The organism is Corynebacterium sp. HMSC072D12, from assembly GCF_001813925.1.
Taxonomy (GTDB): Bacteria; Actinomycetota; Actinomycetes; order Mycobacteriales; family Mycobacteriaceae; genus Corynebacterium; species Corynebacterium aurimucosum.
Map to the genome: position 1 here is coordinate 169,101 of NZ_KV814416.1, position 20,733 is coordinate 189,833.

Here is a 20,733-nt window from a genome sequence, read left to right on the forward strand (position 1 = left end):
CTTAGTTTGGAAAGGATTTTTCGCCTCGTGGCACACTACAACCTCTATAGCTCCCTCAACCTTGACCCTTCCGCTGATTCTGCGACTTTGGCCTCGGAGATCGAACGCCGCCTTTCCGCGACGGACCCGTCCAACGCCGCGCTTTACGACGAACTCTCCACCGCCCACAGCATCTTCTCCCGCCAGGACCGCCGCGAGCAGTATGACCGAGCACTCGCGGATCCCTTCGGCCCCGAGGTGGACGTCGCCCGCATCCGTGAGATCGCCAACTCCGGCTCGGGCGTGCAGCTCATGCCGCAGCCTTCGAGCGCCCAGGCTTCCGGCTCCTCCAGCTTCAACGTTGATTTCTCCTTCCCCGTGGAGCCCTCCCGTCAGCGTGCCCAGTCGATTCAGTGGTGCATCGTGTGGGGTCTGCTGGCCTTCATGTGGATCATTTCCACCATTCGCGGCCTCGGCGCCCTCGCGGAGGTCGGCAACGCCAGCAGTATCGAGCTTCTGTACGGCGCTGATGACTACGTCGACGAGGCTAGCTCCGCCGGCGCCTTCTTCTTTATGGTCGCCGGCGGTACCCCGGTCTACCTGATGATTGCGGAGTTCATCTGGTCCCTGCGCAAGACCTTGGGCCGCAAGCAGGCCGAAAAGACCGCCTAAAACGCCGAAACCCGCGGCCATAAAGCCGCGGGTTAAGGGGGGACTAGCGCAGGCGCTGGCCTACAAAGCCGGCGGCAAGGGTGTTGCCGCTGGACTGATCGATGAGCAAGAAATTGCCCACCGCGCCGCGAGCGGCATAATCCTCCACGGGAAGCTCCGCCTGGGTTTGGATGGTGATGAACGCAATGTCATTGAGGGCTGCTGATTCCGGCGCCTCAACATCGGCCACGCCATCGAGGTCGAGGATGCGCTCCACCGACGCCACGCGGGCCTTGACCAGCGCCGCACCATACCGCAGCTTCACCATCTGTCCCGCGCGCAGCTCCTTGTCCGTGAGGACCACCGCGGTGGCGGCGAATTCGCGCACCTCCTCCGGGCGCTGCGTGCCGGCGATGAGGTCGCCGCGAGCCAAATCGATGTCATCGGCCAGCCGCAGAACCACGGAGTCGCCGGCGCGCGCCGCCTCGTCTTCAGCAAGCGAGCCATCGGTGGTGTCAATCGCGGTGACGGTCGAGGTGCGCCCGCCCGGGAGCGTTACCTCATCCCCCACCGCCACGTGCCCGGCCTTCACGCGGCCGGCATATCCGCGGTAGTCAGAGGCGTGTTCGCGAATGACGTACTGGATAGGGAAACGGAAGTCCAAGTCATCGGCGCGGCCGGTGGCCACGGGGACGGTCTCTAGCGTTTCAAGGACCGTCGGCCCCTCGTACCAATCCATGGTGGTGGAGCGCTCCACCACGTTATCGCCCTTGAGCGCAGAAATCGGGATGGCAACAGAGTCCGTAATGCCCAAGCGCGCCGCAATGTCGTTGAACTCCGTCTCAATCGCGCGGAAGGTTGCTTCGTCATAGTCCACCAGATCGATCTTGTTCACGCCCAGGATGACGTGGCGCACGCCCAAGAGTGCTGCGACGTTGAGGTGGCGGCGGGTTTGTTCGACGACGCCATTGCGGGCGTCGACAAGCAGCACCACCACCTGGGACGTGGACATGCCGGTCACCGTATTGCGCGTGTACTGCACATGTCCTGGGGTATCGGCGAGAATGAAGGTGCGCTTATCGGTGGCGAAGTAGCGGTAGGCCACGTCGATGGTGATGCCCTGCTCGCGCTCGGCACGCAGGCCGTCCACCAGCAAAGAGAGATCCATGCCGTCAAAACCGCGGTCGGCGGAGGAACGCTCCATGGACTCCACCTGGTCCGCGAGCACGGACTTGGTGTCATAAAGCAGACGGCCCACGAAGGTGGACTTGCCGTCATCGACGGAGCCGGCGGTGCACAGACGCAGAGTATCGCGCTGTTTGAGGGCGCCGACATTCGGCGCAAGGGTGGTGGTCGTCATCAGAAGTAGCCTTCCTTCTTGCGGTCCTCCATGGCGGACTCGGACAATTTGTCATCGGCGCGGGTGGCTCCGCGCTCGGACAGGGTGGAAATGGAGATTTCCGCGAGCACTTCATCCGGCGAGGCGGCGGTGGATTCCACGGCACCGGTGCAGGACATATCCCCCACGGTGCGGTAGCGCACGGTGCGGGTCTCCAACGGTTCATCCTCGCGCGGTCCGCCCCATTCACCTGGTGTCAGCCACATGCCGTTGCGGTTAAATACCTCGCGCTGGTGGGAGTAGTAGATGGAGGGAAGCTGCAGGTTGCGCGCGCCGATGTATTCCCAAATATCGGACTCAGTCCAGTTAGAAATGGGGAAGACGCGAACGTTTTCGCCGGCCATCTTGCCGCCGTTGTACAGGTCCCACAACTCGGGGCGCTGGCGGCGCGGGTCCCAGCCACCGAAGGAATCGCGGATGGAGAAGATGCGCTCTTTGGCGCGGGCGCGTTCTTCATCGCGGCGCGCACCACCCAGGACGGCGTCATAGCCGCGCTCCGCGATGGTCTCCACCAGCGGCACGGACTGCAGCGGGTTGCGGGTACCGTCGGGGCGCTCCTGGAGGTCGCCGCGGTCGATCCAGTCTTGGACCAGCGCCACGTGCAGGCGGGCGCCGGTCTCGGCGACGAGCTGATCGCGGAAGTCAATGACCTCCGGGAAGTTGTGGCCGGTATCCACGTGGATGAGCTCGAAGGGCACTGTGGCCGGCGCAAAGGCGCGGCGGGCGAGCTCGAAGACGACGACGGAGTCCTTGCCGCCGGAAAAGAGCAGGCCTACCTTGTCGAATTGCCCGGCGACTTCGCGCAGGATGTGGAGGGATTCGTTCTCTAAATCTTTAAGGTGTGGTGAAAGAGTCATTATTCGTGTAACCCGCATTCTGTCTTGCCGTCAGCGAAAATACGCCCGGAGCGTGCATCCTCGCCCTCGCCTACCGGGAAGGTCAACGGCGCGCAGCCGATGGAACGGTAGCCCTGCAGGGTGAGGGGGTGAATGATGAGATCGTGTTCCTTGATGTAGGCGTCGGTGTCATCGAGGTCCCAGGTAATAATCGGGGAAATCTTCAGCCGTCCCGTGCGGTCCAGGCTCAGCGCCGGAGCGGTGGCGCGGTGCTCGGAATCGGCGCGGCGCAGGCCGGTGACCCACCCGACGTAGGGGTCCATGGCCATGTTTAGCGGCTCCACCTTGCGCATGCGGTTATAGGCCGCAACGTCGCGTGCATAGAGGCGCGGGCCGTAAATCTTGTCCTGTTCCTCAGGGCTCAACAGTGGGCGCACGGTCACCAGCGGCAGGTCCGCATAGCGCTTGGCGACGTCCCCCGCCACCTTGAGCGTCTCCGGAAAGTGCCAGCCGGTGTCGATGAAGAGCAGGTCGGCGTCTAAGTGGGCGCGGTGCGCGAGCTCGGCTAACACGGTGTTTTCCATGGACATCGTGACGGCGAGCCGGCCCGGCGCGTGTTCGGCGGCCCACGCGGTAATCGTTTCGGCGGAGGCATCGTGGAGCTTATCGGCCCACTTGTCGACGAGTTCCTGGTTGCGCTGGGCCACGGCAGGCTCGAGCGGCGCGGTGTCGCGGGTGCCTTCGGGGCTAATGCTGGGGTCGCGGTAGTCGCCGCGGTCCAGCAGGTTAATCGGTTCGGTCATGACTCCTCACATTAAAGGCAGCTGTGCTTGTGTGCAGCCCCACTAAGGGGCGCGAGGGCTGTGAGCTTGGGTAGTAGGGAGAATAAAAATTAGCCAGACTGAACCGAGCGGACTAGATTTACAGACTAGACAGTCTATTTTTACCGAACTGAAGGGGTTCTTATGCAGCGTGTAGCCATCGTCGGGGACGGCCCCGCAGCGCTCTCCACCGCCGAGCGACTCATCGGGGCCGGGCTGTGCGTGGACCTGTACTGCCAGCGCCCTGCGCCCTTCGGTTTGCTGCGACGCTTCGCTGGGCTCTCCGGCGCAGAATCTATCGCCGCGCCATGCCCGAAGGGGACCACGCCGCGCCTGCGGCTTATCGGCAACGTGCGCGTGGGTAATGGCCCGGACGCGGACATCAACCATTCGGATCTCAACCAGCTTTCCGCCTCCGGCGACCGCCACTTGGTTTTACTGGAACTCATGGCCCGCGGCGTGGCCATCACGACATGGGAGGGCCTCTGCCACCCCACCGCCGACGTAGAAGATTGGGCCACCGTCACGGAACAGGCCCAGCGCGCACCGGTGTGCTTCTAGCGCGCGAGCGCGCGGACTAGCGCCCGCGCGTTAAAAGGGAAGCCTGCTGCCAGTCCTCGCACCACCGCACTCGCTAGACGCGCGGGCTAGCGCCCGCGCAACCATAACGGATAGACTTTTGCGGTCAATGCCCTTCAGCGGCCCAGCGCAGCAACCGCGCGGCCGCCAACATGCACGAAACGCTGGCACATGGAACTCGTTCGCATCCTTTTATCCCGCTCCAAGCCCTATACCGGCTACGTCATCGCGGTACTGCTCCTCCAGGCACTATCCACCGCGGCAACGCTCTACCTGCCTTCGCTCAACGCGAAGATCATCGACAGGGGCGTGGCCCAAGTAGACATCGATTATATCTGGCACACCGGCGGCATCATGCTCATCGTGGCCTTCGCCCAAGTCATCGCCGCCATCGCCGCCATCTGGTTCGGCTCCCGCACCGCCATGGGCCTCGGCCGCGACCTGCGCTCCGATATCTTCCGCCGCGTCACCCGCTACTCCGCCGAAGACATGAGCAACTTCGGCACCGCTACCCTCATCACCCGCGGCACCAACGACGTCCAGCAGATCCAGATGGTCTACATGATGATCCTCAACTTCATGGTCACTGCCCCCATCATGTCCATCGGCGGCATCATCATGGCCATCCGCGAAGACGCCGGCATGTCCTGGCTCGTCGCGGTGTCCGTCATCGTGCTGCTGGCCGCCATCTCCCTCATCATCGTCCGGCTCATGCCGCTCTTTCGCGCTTGGCAAGGCAAGCTCGACGTCATGAACGGCACCCTGCGCGAACAAATCGCCGGCATCCGCGTCGTCCGCGCCTTCACTCGCGAGGAGCACGAAGCCGAGCGCTTCCGCACCGCCAACCGCGACCTGACCAACCTCTCCCTCAAGGTCGGCCAGCTGTTCATCCTCATGTTCCCCATCATCACCGTCATTCTCAACGTGGCCACCGGCGCGGTCCTCTGGTTCGGTGGCCACCGCGTGGACGAAGGCCTCGTGGAGGTCGGCTCGCTGACCGCTTTCCTGCAGTACCTGCTGCAGATCCTCGCCGCGGTCATGATGGGCACCTTCATGGCGATGATCCTCCCCCGCGCCATCATTTGCGCGCGCCGCATCACCGATGTCCTCGAACACGAACCCTCCATCACCGAGCCGGCTCAACCCCGTACCCCGGAGCACTCCGAGGGCGTCGTCGAATTCGACAACGTCTCCTTCCAATACGCCGGCGCCGAAGCGCCCGTGCTTCACGACGTCTCCTTCACCGCCACCCCCGGCACCACCACCGCGCTCATCGGCGCAACCGGTTCCGGCAAGACCACCGCGCTCTCCCTCATCCCGCGCCTCTATCTCCCGACGAAGGGCCGCGTGCTTCTCGACGGCACCGATATCGCCGAGATGGCTCGGAAGGACGTCGTCAAGCGTGTGGGCCTCGTGCCGCAGAAGCCTTACCTGTTCAGCGGCACCGTGGCCTCCAACCTGCGCCTGGGTGCGCCGGAGGCCACCGATGAGGAGCTGTGGAACGCGCTGCGCGTGGCCCAGGCGGACTTTGTTGAGGACCTCGACATGCACATCTCCCAGGGCGGCACCAACGTCTCCGGTGGGCAGCGCCAGCGCCTGTCCATCGCGCGCATGCTCGTTGCCCGCCCGTTGGTGTATCTCTTTGATGATTCCTTCTCCGCGCTGGACGTGCTCACGGATGCCGCCGTGCGCTCCGGAATGCGCGAGTACACCGCCGAAGCCACAACCATCATCGTGGCGCAGCGCGTGAGCTCGATTGTGGATGCAGATCAGATTCTGGTCATGGACGCCGGACGCGTCGTCGCCCGCGGCACGCACGGGGAGTTGCTCGAGACCTCCGAGACGTACCGCGAAATTGTGGAATCCCAGAAGACCTCGGAGGTGGCATAAATGACTGAGCAGGACAACGCTACGTTGAGTGAAGACACCACTGCCGAGATCGAGGAGAAGACCGGCGAGAACGCCCCGCGCAAAGCCAAGAGCTTCTGGCCCTCCGCCAAGCGCCTCTTTGGTCTCCTCGCGCCGTTCAAGGCGCAGCTTTGGGCAATTGCGGCGATGAATATCATCTGCGTGTTCCTCGCCGTGGCCGCGCCGAAGGTCATGGGCATGGCCACCGACGTTATTTTTTCCGGCGTCATCTCCCGCCAGCTGCCCGCTGGTGTAACCAAGGACCAGGCGATCGCGGCGCTGCGCGCGGGTGGGCAGGAAAAGTTCGCCGACATGGCCTCAGCAATGGACTTGCACCCCGGCTTCGGCATTGATTTTTCCAAGCTGGGCACGATTATTGGCATCGTGATTGCGATGTACGTGGTGTCCTCTCTCTTCCAGTGGTGGCAGGGCTTTTTGCTCAACTCTCTGGTGATGAAGGTGGTTTTCGACCTACGCGAGAACATCGAGGCCAAGCTCAACCGCTTGCCGCTCAATTACTTCGACACGCAGTCGCGCGGTGACCTTCTCTCGCGCACCACCAACGATGCCGATAACATCCAGTCCGCCCTGCAGCAGGCCATTTCGCAGCTGTTTTATAACCTGCTCATGGTCGTGGGCATCACGGTCATGATGTTCACCGTGTCTTGGCAGCTAGCCCTCGTCGCGCTGCTGGCGCTGCCGCTGACCGCGGTGGTGATTGCGGTCATTGGCTCGCGCGCGCAGAAGCAATTCAAGGCGCAGTGGAAAGCCACCGGTGATCTCAACGGACAGGTCGAGGAAGCCTTCTCCGGCCACGACCTAGCGACGGTCTTCGGGCGCATCGATTCCATGACGGAGGAGTTTGATAAGCGCAACGAGGAGCTGTTCCGCTCCGCGTCGCTGGCGCAGTTCCTGGCCGGAATGATGATGCCGATCATGCAGTTCATCTCCTACCTGTCGTACGTGGTCATCGCGGTGCTGGGCGCGCTCAAGGTGGCCTCCGGCTCGCTGACGTTGGGCGGCGCGCAGGCCTTCATCCAGTATTCCCGCGAGTTCAACCAGCCGCTGGGCCAGCTCGGCGGCATGATGCAGCAGGTGCAGTCGGGCGTGGCATCGGCGGAGCGCGTCTTCGAGTTCCTCGACGCCGAAGAAGAGCCCGCCGAGGAGCCCACCTCCCGCTTGGGTGGGCGTGCGAAGGGGCTCGTGGCATTCGAAGACGTCGACTTCGCTTATGACCCCGACAAGCCGCTGATCCAGGACCTCAGCCTGCGCGTGGAGCCGGGGCAGACCGCGGCGATCGTCGGCCCCACGGGGGCTGGCAAGACCACGCTGGTCAACCTCATCATGCGTTTCTACGACATCGATTCGGGCACCATCCGCCTCGATGGCGTCGACACCGCGCAGATGTCCCGCCACGAGCTGCGCTCCCAGGTGGGCATGGTGTTGCAGGACGCCGTGGTTTTCGAGGGCACCATCATGGACAACATCCGCTACGGCCGCCTCGACGCCACCGACGAGGAGGTCATTGCCGCCGCGAAGGCCACCTACGTGGACCGCTTCGTCCATTCCCTCCCCGACGGCTATGACACCAAGATTGACCAGGATGGCGGCGCGATTTCCGCCGGCGAACGTCAGCTCATTACCATCGCCCGCGCCTTCCTGGCGCAGCCGGCGCTGCTCATCCTCGATGAGGCCACCTCATCCGTGGATACCCGCACCGAGGTGCTCGTTCAGCAAGCCATGAATGCGCTGCGCGCGGACCGCACCTCCTTCATCATCGCGCACCGCCTCTCCACGATTCGCGACGCCGACCTCATCATCGTCATGGAAGAAGGCCGCATCGTCGAACAGGGCACCCACGCCGAGCTTCTCGACGCCCACGGCGCCTACTGGCGCCTGAACCAGTTCCGCGAAGACTAACGCGCCGCAGTTGCGCATAACGCAGAGCTAGGACGCCACGCCCCCGGCGCATCGCCGTTACTCGACGGTAATGGACACTGTCGGGGCCGAGAACGTGTCACCCGTGAGGTTCGCCAACTCAAGGGTGACGTCGCTTAAGGAAAGGTGCTCCATGAGGGCGTCGGGAAGCTCAGTATCAGGGACAGGATTCGGCTGGGGTATACCGAGCTGATCGAGGACGGCATTGATATCGTCGCTGGTGAGATCCGCCGTGACGGGCACGGTGCGCACGCCTTCGACGGTGGGCGTGGAGGTCAGGGACGTCGCCACGATACGCACTGACCCCTCCACTTCGGTCAAGGCGTCGTCCGTGGTGAGCAGGCCATCGCCGGCGTTGCCCGGCAGCGTGATAGCCAAATCGCGCACGACGAGGCGGTCCCCGGTGAGCTCGAGGACGCGCACCTCCCCGTCGCGGGTGGGCATCGTGCCCAGCGAGGCTTTCACGTTCCCCGTCAGCGTCACCTCATCAGCCGTCACGGTGGAGAAATAAGGTTGTGCGGGCGCAACTTGCGCCCCAACTAGTCCCGCACTACTCCCCAGGATTAGCGCGCTGAGCACGGCTGCCCCGGCCTTCACGCGCGCAGGGCGAACCACGCTCTGATGCCAACGCAAACGACGGCGATTAACCATCGCTAGGCTCCCAGGCCAAGGTCAGCGCGCCACCGATGATCCCGAGCACTGAGCCGATGAGGAAGCCACCCAGGTTGGAGGTCGGAATAGCGATGACCGCCACGATGATGCCGAGCACTCCCAGGTACGTCGCCGTGGTGGGACGGAACCACGCGCCGAGGCCAAACATGACCAACAGCGCCCCGATGAGCAGCGTGGACACACCCGACACGGTAGAAATCATGACGAGCAGGTCTGAAATCTGCACCGTGAAATAGGCGGGAAAGGCAATGACAACGCCAGAAAGAATGAGCAGCAACCCCGGAAAGAACGGCCGCCGGCCACGCCACGCCTTAAACCGCGCCCACACCCCGCCTGTGGCTGCCGTGGGAGCTACAGCCTGGTCGACATCGAGAGAATCCGGCGCTTCCGCTCCATGCAGTGCTGCGTCGGAATCCCCAGCGTGATCAGCAGACATTGCCGCGGCCCCGCTCCACAGAGACGCCCACGTTCTTCGCTGACAAGGTCTTCGCGCCAATGGAGGTGGCACGGACGTCGTCGGCAGTCAGCGAAACCTGCTTGGCATAGAGGCCCCACGTCCCCGGGTCGGCGGACTGGGACAGCTGGCTGGCGTCGATGCCCACGTTCGCGTCCTGCATGACCAGCGAGCCCTCGATATTCGACGCACCAACGAGGAGACCAGTGGCCTCCACACTGTTATCGCCCTTCGCCTTGAGCGCGAGCGTGGACTCCCCCACCGCAGGCAGGTCAGTGGTGACATAAAGACACAAATCCGAGGCCACGGCGTGTTCCATCTTCAGCCGCGCGGTGGGAACATCCTCCTCGCCCTTCTTGTCGCTATCCACAAACAAGGAAAAGCCATCGCCTTCCAAGTGACGAATGTTGACGTTGAAGAACGTACCCGAGAGCGCCAGATTCGCCGTCAGACCGCCCTGCGCAACCGCAACTCCGGCCACTCCGAATGCTGCGAAGCCCGCAACGAGGCCCACTGCGGCCTTCGGAACATTGATTCTGCCCACAACGCCTCCTGAATTCTTAGCCCTCAAGATGATAGCTGAATCCTGACTCACTGATTTAGACGGCGAGGATTTAAGGTAGGAAGCACGCACAGCAGCAATCAAAGGAGCGCTCATGTTCGGCTGGATTGCCATCGCCGCATCGGTCCCGGTGTGGCTGTACTTTTTCTACCGCCTCACGGTGCTGTTTCGGTTCATCCGCTCCGGCGGGCCCACACAGCTGAACCGTACCGACCGCCCCATGGCGCGCCTCGGCCGCGTGCTCATCGAAGTCTTCGGCCATACCCACTTCAAAGGCCGGCCGCTGGTCAACGCCGCGCACTGGCTCGTCATGGTGGGCTTCCTCTTCGGCGCCATCGTGTGGTTCGAGGCCTATATCCAAACCTTCGCGCCCGATAAGGGCTGGCCGTGGCTCAGCGACTGGCCGGTGTACCACTTCATCGAAGAGGTCCTCGCCATCGGCACCGTGCTCGGTATCTGTTTCCTCATCGGCGTGCGCCTGAAGCTCGGCCACACCGATCGCGGGAGCCGCTTCTACAATTCGCAGGTCTTCCCCGCACGCCTGGTGGAGGCCATCGTCTTCCTCGAAGGCCTCGGCATGCTCGCCGTCAAGGCCGCCGCCATCGCCACGTACGGCGGTGGCTCCCCGTGGGCTGATTTCTTGACGATGCGTGTGGCGGGGGTTATGCAGGCGTCGCCAAGCATGGTGCAATTCTTTGCCCTGGTGAAGCTGCTCACGGGCCTGGTGTTCATCGCGTGCATCGCCCACTACTTCCAATGGGGCGTGATGTGGCACCGCTTCATGGCGTTCTTCAACATCTTCTTCCAACGCAACGCCGACGGCGAGAAGGCGCTGGGCGCTCTCCCCACGCCGGACTTGGAGGACCTCGAGCCAGGGAGCTGGAAGATGCTTCTCGACGCCTCCTCCTGCACCGAATGCGGCCGCTGCCAGGACCTGTGCCCCGCATGGAACACCAACAAACCGCTGAGCCCGAAGAAGCTCATGATGGACCTGCGCCAGAGCGCGCTGGATAATTACAACCCACACGAGGGGCTCAACGTGCTGGCGATGGCGGGCACGATTGATGATGACGTCCTGTGGTCCTGTACCAACTGCGGTGCGTGCGTGGACCAGTGCCCGGTGGATATCGAGCACATCGACCACGTGGCGGACCTGCGTCGCTTCAAGGTGCTGGCGGAGTCCGACTTCCCGTCGGAGCTGACCGGGCTGTTTAAGAACATGGAGACGAAGGGCAACCCGTGGGGCCGCAACGCTTCGGAGCGCCGCGCGTGGATTGATGAGGCGCGTGGCGACGGCATCGAGGTGCCGATCATCGGCGAGGACGCCGCTGATTTCTCGGACATGGAGTACCTGTTCTGGGTCGGTTGCGCGGGTGCTTACGACGACAAGGGCCGCGCCACGACGCGCGCGGTGGTGGACATGCTGCACACCGCCGGCGTGAAGTTCGGTGTGCTGGCCACGGGCGAGACCTGTACCGGTGACCCGGCGCGCCGTGCCGGCAATGAGTTCCTGTTCCAGGTGATGGCGGAGCAGAACGTTGCCACGCTTAACGACGCCTTCGCCGGCGTCCCGAAGGGCCAGCGCAAAATCATCACGACGTGCCCGCACTGCTTCAACACGATTCGCAACGAGTACCCGGACTTCGACGGCCATTTCGATGTGCTGCACCACACGCAGCTGCTCAACCGTTTGGTGCGGGAGAAGCTGCTCGTGCCCGTGCCACGTTCCCCGGAGAATCGCCGACCCGTCACGTATCACGACCCGTGCTTCCTGGGCCGCCACAACAAGGTCTTCGACCCGCCGCGTGAGCTCGTCGAGGCGACCGGTGCATCGCTTGCGGAGATGGACCACAACCGCGATGCGGCCTTCTGCTGCGGTGCCGGTGGCGCGCGCATGTTCATGGAAGAAAACTTGGGAAATCGGGTTAATGAGTTCCGCTCGGAGCAGGCCGTGGCGACCGGAGCGGAGCAGATTGCGACGGGCTGCCCGTTCTGCAATGTCATGCTGACGGGTGGCGTGAAGTCCATCGCGCCGCAGACTCAGGTCAGCGATGTGGCGCTCATGCTTCGCGACGCCATTGCCCCCACTGGCGAACTTCCCGCCGCGCGCGAGAAGGCCTTCCTCGATACGCCCCGCCGCGAACCCGTCCCAGAAAAGCCCGCCTCGGAGGAGGCTTCCAGCATCCCGTCCACCGCGCCGAGCACGCCCGCAGCGCCAAGCACGCCCGCGTCATCATCCGCGCCCAACGCGCCGAGCACGCCCGCAGCGCCATCTGCCCCCAGCACGCCGAGCGCACCGCAAGCACCCGCCGCGCCGAGCGCACCGCAGGCGCCATCAACGCCGACTGCACCCAGCGCGGCTTCGCCAACGGCTCCCAGTGCCCCGCAGGCCCCAACTACGCCTCAGGTGGCAGGAGCTCCAACTGCTCCTACGGCACCAAGTGCTACCAAAGCACCTGCAGCACCGCCCGCACCGAACGCGCCCGGGGCTCCATCTGCAAACACTCCGGCACCGAACGCAACCGCTGTACCGCAGGCACCAGCGAACACACCCGCCGCGCCCCAGGCACCAGCGAACGCCCCCGCAGCACCTGCCGCACCCCAGGCACCCGGTGCACCATCGACGCCAAACGCGGCCGCTGTACCGACTGCCCCGGCGGCGCCCAAAGCTACGACAACACCAAACGTTCCCGGCGCTCCGGCAGCGCCAGCAATTCCCCCGGCGGCGCCCAAGGCTGCAACAACGCCAAACACACCGCAAGCACCCGCAGCTCCGGCGGCGCCCGCGGCACCGCAAGCACCCGCGGATACTCCTTCGGTGCCGAAAGCTCCGACTGCGCCAGCAGCACCCGCCGCTCCGTCCGCGCCGATTCCCCCGCCGAAGGCTCCGGCTGCGCCGCAGGCTGCGGAGGAAGGGGCGTCGGAAAGCGAGGACTAGTGCGACGTCGGCCACATCAACGCCGCGCAAGGTAGGCGTGCCTGATACCCCACAGGTACGCTCTACTCCATGCACACTGACGTGACCTACGTCCTCGCCTCGGGCGAAAGCAATTACACCGACTCGCTGGTGTCCTTCGCATGGATCATGGCGGTAGCGCTGCTAGCACCGTTGGTATCCCATGCCCTAGGCAAGAAGATGCCGGCCGTGGCGCTGCTTATTTTCTTCGGCATGCTCATCGGCCCTTCGATGTTGGGCTTGGCGCACGAAGACCCCGGCATTGGCATGCTCAAGGAGCTCGGCGTGGGCGCGCTGTTCCTCCTTGCGGGTTTCGAAATTGACCTCGCCGCCCTGAAATCGAAGGAAGCCGCCACAGGGCTATCCACGTGGCTCATCTGCGTGGTGGCGTGTGGCGTCGGCGCCTACTTCCTCATGGATGACATCCCCAGCGCCATCGTCATGGCCATCGCTTTGACCTCGACTGCTCTGGGCACCATCACACCGATGCTCAAACAGGACAAACTCCTGGGCACTCGAGTGGGCGATTCCGTGGTCATCCACGGCGCGATCGGTGAGGTCGCGCCAATTACTGCAATGGCGCTCCTGTTGGGAACGCGCTCCACGTGGACAACGATGCTGATTCTTCTCGCCTTCATCGCAATCGCGGTCACCGTGGCCGTTATGCCCTTCGCCATTACCACCCTCATGCCGTGGTTCAAGGACGCCTTCATCTCCGGGGCGGGCTCCACCAACCAAACCATCATGCGTCTCATCATCCTGATGTTGGCCATCCTCATGGCAGTGACGGCGGTATTCGAACTCGACATCGTCCTGGGCGCCTTTGCAACGGGCATCATCCTCAACCGCATCATTCCCGATGAGTTCCATAAAGGCTTGGAAAACCGCCTCGACGTGGTTTTTTATTCCATGCTCATTCCCGTCTTCTTCGTGGTCTCCGGCATGGCGATTGACTGGAACGTCATCATGGACGAGCCCATCAAGGTCCTCGGCATCCCGCTGCTCATCCTGGTGACCCGCGGCCTGCCGGTGTTCCTACGCGAAAACCTTCACCAAACCGGCTCCAACGTCGAAACCACCCGCGAACGCATCCAGGTTGCCCTCTACGCGGCGACCGGCCTGCCCATTATCGTGGCGGTGATGACGCTAGCGGTGGATTCGGGCATCGTCGATTCTGAGATCGCCTCGATCTTCATCGCCGGCGGCGCGCTCACCGTTGCAATCTTCCCGTTCCTCTCCGGCCTTGTGCGCGAAAAGGAACCCGCAAAGGCAGAGGATTAAGGCTGTTAAAATAGCCAATGTGACTAATCCTTTCAGCATGCGGCTTTCCGACGCCGAACGGACCGACGCCGTCAATGACCTCGCCCAGGCGTTGGGTGAAGGTCGCCTCACCATGGATGAGTTTGAGGAGCGCACCGACGCGGTGATGCAGGCAACGACCCGCCGCGAACTGGCAGATGTCTTCATGGATATCCCCACCAAGGCCAGCAGCGAGCTCAAGATCTACTCCCAAGGTGAGGTCGCCCGCGCCTACCAATCAACCCGGAAACCCCGCTTGGCCACCGCGTTGGTTGGCTCGCTAGGGCTCTTTTTCGGCTCGATTGCATCCTTCGCTGCTCTGTCCGGCGTCACCGCCGCACTCACCGGCACCGGATTGCTCTTCCTCATCCCCGCGTTGTGGATCATGCTCTACGTGGCCAAGGTGGGGCCGGAGTCCTGGCACCGTCCGTCGCCGCGACAGATCGAGCGCCAGCGCATGCGCGAGCTGAAAGCCGCCGGCGCTGAAGAACGCGCGCAGATGCGGGCGTTGGAGCAGGCGCAGTGGGCGGAGAGGCGTCGCCAAGCAAGTGAAATTACTGGGGATGCGATGAATCTGGCCAAACGCAAGCTGGAACAGTGGAACCAGAAGTAACATATCCGGCATGACTCAGAACCGGATTTTTGATCAATCCACCAAACTACAGGGCGTTGCCTACGATATTCGCGGCGAGGTTTCTACGGAGGCCGAGCGCATGGAGCTCGACGGGCACAGCATTCTGAAGCTCAACACCGGCAACCCGGCGGTGTTTGGTTTCGATGCGCCGGATGTCATCATGCGCGACATGATTGCGGCGCTGCCGACCTCGCAGGGCTACTCCACGTCGAAGGGTATTATCCCGGCACGGCGCGCGATTGTAACCCGCTATGAGCTGGAGGATTTCCCCAGCTTCGACGTCAATGACGTGTACTTGGGCAACGGCGTGTCCGAGCTGATTTCGATGGTGACGCAGGCGCTGCTTGACGACGGCGATGAGGTTCTCATCCCCGCCCCTGACTACCCCCTGTGGACGGCGGCGACGTCGCTGGCGGGTGGCACGCCTGTGCACTATTTGTGCGATGAGGAGGACGATTGGAATCCCTCCATTGAAGATATTCGCGCGAAAGTAACGGAGAAGACCAAGGCCATTGTGGTCATTAATCCGAATAACCCGACGGGTGCCGTGTACTCGCGTGAAACGCTGCAGAAAATCGTGGATGTAGCGCGCGAATATAACCTGCTGATTCTGGCGGATGAGATTTATGACCGGATTCTGTATGACGGTGCGAAGCACATTTCCATCGCCTCCCTGGCCCCAGATTTGCTGACGATCACGTTTAATGGCTTGTCCAAGGCCTACCGCGTGGCCGGCTACCGCGCCGGCTGGATGGTGCTCACGGGCCCGAAGTCCCATGCGCGTGGCTTCATCGAGGGCTTGGACTTGCTGGCGGGCACGCGCCTATGCCCAAATGTGCCGGCACAGCACGCGATCCAGGTGGCGCTGGGTGGGCGGCAGTCCATTTATGAGCTCACCGGTGAGGGCGGGCGCTTGCTCAAGCAGCGCAATATTGCCTACGAGAAGCTCAACGAGATTCCCGGCGTGTCCGTGGTAAAGCCGATGGGCGCGCTGTACTGCTTCCCGCGCTTGGACCCAGAGGTCTATGAGATCCACGATGACTCGAAGCTCATGCTCGACATTCTGCGCGCCGAGAAGATCCTCATGGTGCAAGGCACCGGCTTCAATTGGCCTACGCCGGATCACTTCCGCGTGGTTACGCTGCCGTGGGCATCGCAGCTGGAGAACGCGATTGAGCGGCTCGGCAACTTCCTGGTGAGCTACCGCCAGTAGCCCTGCTTGCCACGATCGGACACGCGTAAAGAGGCGCACTCGGCGCAAAAGCGTGCGTGCAGGATGCGCCCCCTTTGCCTCAAGCGTTAGCGCTCCGGCGGGGCGGGGCTTCCCGGCTCAGAACGTGTGGATGTCGGTGGTTCGGCCGGCTTTGCGGTCTGGGCGCGACGGCTTGTGCTAGGCACCGCAACGGTGCTTACTGTGTCTTGACGGTTTTCGTGAATCCGCTGGGCGCGTGGTGCGCGGTGCGGATGTACCGGTTCCCGCGGATCGCGGGGACCAGCCGGCACCCACTTAACCTTGCCGTTTTCCCGCACGATGCGGCCACGACCCGGCAGTCCGTTAATAGCGTTGTGGTATTTGCACAGCGGGGTGAGGTTTTCAGGATTCGTTTCGCCGCCGTGTCTCCATTCTTGGATGTGGTGTATCTGGCAATAGTCGGCGCCGCACAGGCAACGGCCCCAGGCACAGGTGGGTTGCTCGCCGCTGGCCATGATGCGCTGCTTCTCCGAAGCAACGCGCTGGGTGCGGTGGAGTTCGACGGGGCCTTTGACGCGGTCGACGAGCATGACGAGGCCTTCTTCCGCGAGCTCCCGCTCGATGAGCTCTTTGCCCGTGATCTTGGCACCGTTGGATAGCTGAATCACGATATCCCCAAGGTCCGGCGCTGTGCGCTCACCGGACGCTGTGGTGTCGTGGCCGGATGTCTCTCCGATGGCAGGCTCGTCAGAATCATTAGACGGTGATGCGTCGGCGGGCTGGCTGGAAGCAGGAGTTGTGGCTGCAGAAGACGCTGTTGTGCAGGAAAGAGGTGCCGAGGAAGACGCATTCGATTCTACGGAGTCGGGGCGCGGGGTGGACGGGTCGCCCAAGCGGCCCAAGATTGTGGCGTACTCGGGAAGCTCCATGACGGCGAGGGTCTGGGGTACGGGGCGGGCGAGGCGGCCTTCTCGAAACGCAGCCGTAAACGAGCCGACGGGATCGTCTTCGTCGATGTTGGGACGCAGGTCCTCGATGAGCGCGGCCGGGGCCGTGAGCGTGAGCTTCGACAGTTCCTTGCCGCGGCGAATTGTCACGCCCGGCTTCGGCGCGGGCGGCGGGTTGAGCTCACGAATGCGCTTGCGCGCATAGCGGGCCACGGCCTTTTCATCACCAGCAATGCCGCACAACTCAACGCGCAAATCCCACGCCTCACGCTGCTTCTTCAGCCTTCCTGCGAAGCGCTCAATAAGCAGCAGCGTGGGCAGGTCGTGCCCATTAGCACGCGCCGCCGAAACGGCACGCGCTTGTTTGCGGGTGAAGGAGGTGGAGGCAAAGTAGACGTCGAAAAGCGTCAGCAAGGAACGCGCCACAGACTCCGGACCCCACGCCCGCAGCTGCTCAAAGCTGAGCCCCGCAACGCCGGCGACGAGCTCGATGCCCGCCGCCTGGCTGCGAAGATGTGCTTTGCTTGCCCTCAACCGGTGTCCATCTCCTCTGAACGCTTGCCTCTGCTTCTGGCGTGACGCAGCGATTAGTGCCCACCGGGGGTAGCGGTTCATGGCATCGAGATCATGCCCGTGGCACGCAGCCCAAGGAAAAAGGGGCGGGCTCAGCGTTGTGTGCTGAGCCCGCCCCTCCTTTATGTGCCTACTACCTAGGTCAGGTGGCGCGATGCACGCGCCACTCCCCTGCCTGGTTTTACCGCTTAGGCGGTTTTACGGCGGCCGAGCAGGAGGCCCGCGCCTGCGAGCACGGCACCAACGAGCCCCACGAGGGCCACGCCGTACCCGCCGGTCTTCGGGAGCTTACCGGCAGTGGTGTCCGCCACCTGCAGGATCATCTTATCGCCTTGGCCACTCACTTGGATTTGTCCGCTGCTAGTGCTGACCGCAGAAATCTTATATTGCTTAGTCTGCTCATCCACTGAAATCTGAAACTCGACCGGCTGGGCCAGCAGGTTGAGCCCCTTAGGAGCCTTCGTTTCAACGAGGAAGAACGTACCGGTCGTCTTCACTTCGATAGACTCCTTCCCGGGCTCGATGGTGTAGAGCTCTCCAGCGCTGTAGTCCGGCTGGCCTCCCTTGGACGGGTAGATCTTGAAGGTCGCGCCACCCAGCCCAGACATCTCCACGATCTTATCGCCGTCGTACTGAGCCTTCTTGAAGGTCAGCTTGCCCGGCGGAGTTTCCGGCTGCTTGTAGTTATCAACTACGCAGGAAACCGAAGACAGCTTCTTATCTTTCTCGCTCATCTTGACCTTGAAACCGAACTCACCGTCATTTGTGACCTCAACCGGTTTCGTTACCCCGTCACGGGTTTCGGTACACACGGCATTCTTGTCATTCCTCTTATAGAGGTTGAAACCCGGTTGCTGTGTCTCTACCAGAGTCAGTTGCTGCTCTTGTTCGCTCATGATGTTCCAGGAGGCAGTGCCAAGGTCCCTGTCGGCCGAGGACGTTGCCTTCAGCGACCTCCGAACGAGCTCGCCATTACCTGGGTCGATGATGTCCTGGCCACCGGTAGAGAGGGTGAAATCCCAACCTGGGGCACCGTCTTCAAGAACCTTGCCGTTTTCATCGACAATGCGCTTCTTGACGGTCACCACACCGTTGCATCGTGTGGTTACGTCTTGGGCGATTGTTTTCATCTGTTCCGCAAGATTGCTGTAGTTAGACACCCTCACCGTGTCACCAGTGCCCGAGATATCCTCGCCCATGGTTTTGACACCACGTGCACCGTAGGTCCACCTCGACATGTCCGAAGTGACTGTCACTGACCTCCCATTAGGCAACCGTTCAAACACCTGCAGTGCCCGATTCGGCGCCAGCTTCGCAGCTCTCTCTAGGTTCGCCATAATGAGCTCGCCGCTCTCGTTAGTTCCTTTACGTTCCTTGTCGTTGTAGTTTGCTTCTCGCGCGCCTTGAATCCCGGAGTTGATTCTGTAGTAGACACCAGGTTGTTGCGGCACTTCGGCATTCAGACCGATGCGTTTGATGTCCTTGAGAACATAGTCTTGCTCAACAACCCAATCTTTACCCGTATTTCCGCCAAGCGTCAGATCAACCATGATTGGCACAACACGGGTACCGGCAGCTTTGAGTTCGTTGGCTGCCTTAATCGCGTCGTTGAGAGCACTAGCCTGAACGAATTCACCACCGATGCCCTTGCTCTTGATTGTCGAGGAGGTCGTGGGCATACCATCCGTGATGAAGTACACCACGTCGTAGTCGTGATCCTTGACCTGCCTCAGGCCCGCTTCCCAGTTCGTAGCACTGTTATTTGCGTTATAGCTCCAGTTGTTAACTACTTCCTTTGCTCGCTGGACGCCCTGCTCCGACAGCATTGAAATATAGGGTGGGTTCTGACCGTGTGTCGTTCCAGCCTGATTAGCCGGACCGCCACTTGCGAAATTATAGATTCCGAGTTCAGCTGGGGTGCCCTGCAGGGAATCAATAAATGCATTCGCAGCCTTTTTGGATGCCTCGAAGCCATTAGTATCTGCGTAGCGGAGCGATGTCGAAAGGTCGGCCACCACAGCAATGCGCAGACCACAACGCTGTGGCATGGGTGGGTTGTCAACTCGCCCGTGAACCCACTTAGCTCCATCTGGCGGAGAGATAATCGGCGGCGGTTTTGGCTCACTCTTTTTCTCGCCATACACATCAAGAGTGACCTTCAGATTCTTGTTCTCCGAGAGATTATTAGTGAAGGTGAATACCGCATCCTTCGGCACGACGGCAGAGTCAACCGGCTTCCCATCCTTTACCGGCACGACGTCCATAGTGATGACCCCATTGCCAATATTGACGTTGCGCTTCTGCAAGGTCACACCTGGCTCGATCTGGTCCAAAGTGAGGTTGTACTTCTGCGGATCCAGGAAGGTCGCGTCCGTCTCGATACGCACGGTTGCGTACTTCATGTGAGATTCCTCAGTCACCTTAGCTGTAAAGGCATTGGACTTCGTCGGATCTACTGGGTCAGCTTTAACTGCAAAATCGTGGCCGATGGCATCAAAGTGACGCCCTTCGACAGCCGGTGGCTTGGGGTTTTCAGAAGAATCTGAGCAGTCTTTCACCGCGCCGCTGAAGTCGAAGGACCACTCGGCCTCCGCATCGGCAGCGAACTGGTATCCCTCCTGGGGCTTGGCGGTGACCTTAACGGTGGCCTTTTTGCCCTCGTAGAAATGCTGACCGGCTTGCTTGCGCTCACCACCAATGAAGTAGTCGACACCCTTGATGTCTGGGATGTTGATGTAGCCCTTCTCAACACAGGTGGGCGCGGTGGCTGGATCAACTGCAGTTGGCGCGGCAGGGGTCACGGACGTGCCCGGCTCCGGTTCCGGGTCAGGCTGCGGCTCCGGCTGTGGTTCCGGTTCGGTGGTTGTTGATGTCGTGCCCCTCAGCGCGACGGACACCGAACCCGTTACCTTTGGCGCTGTGAAATCGGGGGTCAGGCGAACAACGTCCCCTTTTTCCACCGAAATATTCAGACCGTTATGGGCGATCGTAAAGTTTTGACGTGTGCCGTCGCTTGGACTGAACTGCGGTGGAATTGACGTTCCGTTTATTTCCAGCTTGTACCCCTGCACCCAACTCATTCCGGAAACGGTAAATTCAAGACTCGTGACCGTGGCGTCCGCCCCAACGGTGAACTCAAATGTCGGATCGGGCCTGGCATTGAGGTTTGAAAAATCGTGTTTCGCCGGGCTCACCGGAATGGTCGTCGCCTGCGTCTGCGCCTGCGCGGTCGGGGCCGGAAGGCTGGGCAGCGCGCCTGGGACGGCGACGCCGAAAACCAGCGCAAGCGCGGCAATCAGCGCGGCCGCTACTCCCATGAATCTTGTTTTCATT

General features: G+C 62.3%; 16 protein-coding genes. 8 read left to right on the top strand and 8 right to left on the bottom strand.

What is annotated here, in order from left to right; translation table 11 throughout:
* Positions 1-27: 27 nt before the first annotated feature.
* On the top strand, positions 28-651 hold the full coding sequence (locus tag HMPREF2943_RS11135; protein WP_070448097.1) for a hypothetical protein: 624 nt from the start codon (positions 28-30) through the stop codon (positions 649-651).
* A gap of 43 nt (positions 652-694) precedes the next feature.
* Here HMPREF2943_RS11135 and HMPREF2943_RS11140 read toward each other — a convergent pair whose 3' ends face one another.
* The 3 genes from HMPREF2943_RS11140 to HMPREF2943_RS11150 are packed head-to-tail and all read right to left on the bottom strand — an operon-like array spanning position 695 to position 3,668.
* The gene (locus HMPREF2943_RS11140) at positions 695-1,990 is read right to left on the bottom strand and encodes a sulfate adenylyltransferase subunit 1 (protein WP_070711627.1); all 1,296 of its coding nucleotides are present in this window, start codon (positions 1,988-1,990) and stop codon (positions 695-697) included.
* Entirely contained in the window at positions 1,990-2,886 is an 897-nt protein-coding gene (cysD, locus tag HMPREF2943_RS11145; RefSeq protein WP_070564002.1) for a sulfate adenylyltransferase subunit CysD, read from the bottom strand. The genes HMPREF2943_RS11140 and cysD overlap by 1 nt, the downstream gene beginning before the upstream one ends.
* Positions 2,886-3,668: a phosphoadenylyl-sulfate reductase gene (locus HMPREF2943_RS11150; protein ID WP_070711630.1), complete on the bottom strand. Its 783-nt coding sequence runs from the start codon at positions 3,666-3,668 to the stop codon at positions 2,886-2,888. The genes cysD and HMPREF2943_RS11150 overlap by 1 nt, the downstream gene beginning before the upstream one ends.
* A gap of 162 nt (positions 3,669-3,830) precedes the next feature.
* On the opposite strand from HMPREF2943_RS11150, the gene HMPREF2943_RS11155 reads away from it, so the two are divergent.
* The 3 genes from HMPREF2943_RS11155 (at position 3,831) to HMPREF2943_RS11165 (ending at position 8,093) form a co-directional block, all read left to right on the top strand.
* Positions 3,831-4,247 carry a methylenetetrahydrofolate--tRNA-(uracil-5-)-methyltransferase gene (locus tag HMPREF2943_RS11155; protein WP_070711632.1) on the top strand — a complete coding sequence of 139 codons (417 nt, stop codon included), beginning with the start codon at positions 3,831-3,833 and terminating at the stop codon, positions 4,245-4,247.
* Between the two features lie 189 nt (positions 4,248-4,436).
* Positions 4,437-6,155: an ABC transporter ATP-binding protein gene (locus HMPREF2943_RS11160; protein WP_070711634.1), complete on the top strand. Its 1,719-nt coding sequence runs from the start codon at positions 4,437-4,439 to the stop codon at positions 6,153-6,155.
* Positions 6,156-8,093: an ABC transporter ATP-binding protein gene (locus tag HMPREF2943_RS11165; RefSeq protein ID WP_070711636.1), complete on the top strand. Its 1,938-nt coding sequence runs from the start codon at positions 6,156-6,158 to the stop codon at positions 8,091-8,093.
* A 57-nt stretch (positions 8,094-8,150) separates the two neighbouring features.
* On the opposite strand, the gene HMPREF2943_RS11170 is transcribed toward HMPREF2943_RS11165, so the two are convergent.
* Genes HMPREF2943_RS11170 through HMPREF2943_RS11180 form a run of 3 tightly spaced genes read right to left on the bottom strand, consistent with a single transcriptional unit; the run spans position 8,151 to position 9,781 of the window.
* The gene (locus tag HMPREF2943_RS11170; protein WP_070448114.1) at positions 8,151-8,762 is read right to left on the bottom strand and encodes a hypothetical protein; all 612 of its coding nucleotides are present in this window, start codon (positions 8,760-8,762) and stop codon (positions 8,151-8,153) included.
* Positions 8,755-9,219: a DUF6114 domain-containing protein gene (locus HMPREF2943_RS11175; protein WP_246817310.1), complete on the bottom strand. Its 465-nt coding sequence runs from the start codon at positions 9,217-9,219 to the stop codon at positions 8,755-8,757. The genes HMPREF2943_RS11170 and HMPREF2943_RS11175 overlap by 8 nt, the downstream gene beginning before the upstream one ends.
* A complete protein-coding gene (locus HMPREF2943_RS11180) occupies positions 9,209-9,781 on the bottom strand; it encodes a DUF6230 family protein (protein ID WP_049154769.1) in 573 nt (190 codons plus the stop codon). The genes HMPREF2943_RS11175 and HMPREF2943_RS11180 overlap by 11 nt, the downstream gene beginning before the upstream one ends.
* A 112-nt stretch (positions 9,782-9,893) precedes the next feature.
* Between HMPREF2943_RS11180 and HMPREF2943_RS11185 the strand changes: the two genes are divergently transcribed.
* The 4 genes from HMPREF2943_RS11185 to HMPREF2943_RS11200 all read left to right on the top strand — a co-directional run bounded on the left by HMPREF2943_RS11185 (position 9,894) and on the right by HMPREF2943_RS11200 (position 15,901).
* Entirely contained in the window at positions 9,894-12,737 is a 2,844-nt protein-coding gene (locus HMPREF2943_RS11185; protein ID WP_070711637.1) for a (Fe-S)-binding protein, read from the top strand.
* 69 nt (positions 12,738-12,806) lie between these two features.
* Positions 12,807-14,036, top strand: coding sequence for a cation:proton antiporter (locus HMPREF2943_RS11190; RefSeq protein WP_070711639.1), 1,230 nt, complete (start codon positions 12,807-12,809; stop codon positions 14,034-14,036).
* A 19-nt stretch (positions 14,037-14,055) separates the two neighbouring features.
* Positions 14,056-14,667, top strand: a complete 612-nt coding sequence (locus tag HMPREF2943_RS11195; RefSeq protein ID WP_236659372.1) for a DUF1707 SHOCT-like domain-containing protein — start codon at positions 14,056-14,058, stop codon at positions 14,665-14,667.
* 10 nt (positions 14,668-14,677) lie between these two features.
* On the top strand, positions 14,678-15,901 hold the full coding sequence (locus tag HMPREF2943_RS11200; RefSeq protein ID WP_070448124.1) for a pyridoxal phosphate-dependent aminotransferase: 1,224 nt from the start codon (positions 14,678-14,680) through the stop codon (positions 15,899-15,901).
* Positions 15,902-15,987: 86 nt separating this feature from the next.
* Here HMPREF2943_RS11200 and HMPREF2943_RS11205 read toward each other — a convergent pair whose 3' ends face one another.
* Together HMPREF2943_RS11205 and HMPREF2943_RS11210 are read right to left on the bottom strand one after the other, a co-directional pair.
* Positions 15,988-17,361: an HNH endonuclease signature motif containing protein gene (locus tag HMPREF2943_RS11205; RefSeq protein WP_070711640.1), complete on the bottom strand. Its 1,374-nt coding sequence runs from the start codon at positions 17,359-17,361 to the stop codon at positions 15,988-15,990.
* Between the two features lie 227 nt (positions 17,362-17,588).
* Positions 17,589-20,732 carry a SpaA isopeptide-forming pilin-related protein gene (locus tag HMPREF2943_RS11210; RefSeq protein ID WP_070711641.1) on the bottom strand — a complete coding sequence of 1,048 codons (3,144 nt, stop codon included), beginning with the start codon at positions 20,730-20,732 and terminating at the stop codon, positions 17,589-17,591.
* Position 20,733 lies beyond the last annotated feature (1 nt).

What these genes read in the sequence shown, in the direction of transcription:
- HMPREF2943_RS11160 (WP_070711634.1), top strand. Translation starts at nt 4,437, where the DNA reads ATGGAACTCGTTCGCATCCTTTTATCCCGCTCCAAGCCCTATACCGGC.
- HMPREF2943_RS11200 (WP_070448124.1), top strand. Translation starts at nt 14,678, where the DNA reads ATGACTCAGAACCGGATTTTTGATCAATCCACCAAACTACAGGGCGTT.
- HMPREF2943_RS11175 (WP_246817310.1), bottom strand. Translation starts at nt 9,219, where the DNA reads ATGTCTGCTGATCACGCTGGGGATTCCGACGCAGCACTGCATGGAGCG.
- HMPREF2943_RS11165 (WP_070711636.1), top strand. Translation starts at nt 6,156, where the DNA reads ATGACTGAGCAGGACAACGCTACGTTGAGTGAAGACACCACTGCCGAG.
- HMPREF2943_RS11155 (WP_070711632.1), top strand. Translation starts at nt 3,831, where the DNA reads ATGCAGCGTGTAGCCATCGTCGGGGACGGCCCCGCAGCGCTCTCCACC.
- cysD (WP_070564002.1), bottom strand. Translation starts at nt 2,886, where the DNA reads ATGACTCTTTCACCACACCTTAAAGATTTAGAGAACGAATCCCTCCAC.
- HMPREF2943_RS11170 (WP_070448114.1), bottom strand. Translation starts at nt 8,762, where the DNA reads ATGGTTAATCGCCGTCGTTTGCGTTGGCATCAGAGCGTGGTTCGCCCT.
- HMPREF2943_RS11150 (WP_070711630.1), bottom strand. Translation starts at nt 3,668, where the DNA reads ATGACCGAACCGATTAACCTGCTGGACCGCGGCGACTACCGCGACCCC.
- HMPREF2943_RS11210 (WP_070711641.1), bottom strand. Translation starts at nt 20,732, where the DNA reads ATGAAAACAAGATTCATGGGAGTAGCGGCCGCGCTGATTGCCGCGCTT.
- HMPREF2943_RS11185 (WP_070711637.1), top strand. Translation starts at nt 9,894, where the DNA reads ATGTTCGGCTGGATTGCCATCGCCGCATCGGTCCCGGTGTGGCTGTAC.
- HMPREF2943_RS11140 (WP_070711627.1), bottom strand. Translation starts at nt 1,990, where the DNA reads ATGACGACCACCACCCTTGCGCCGAATGTCGGCGCCCTCAAACAGCGC.
- HMPREF2943_RS11190 (WP_070711639.1), top strand. Translation starts at nt 12,807, where the DNA reads ATGCACACTGACGTGACCTACGTCCTCGCCTCGGGCGAAAGCAATTAC.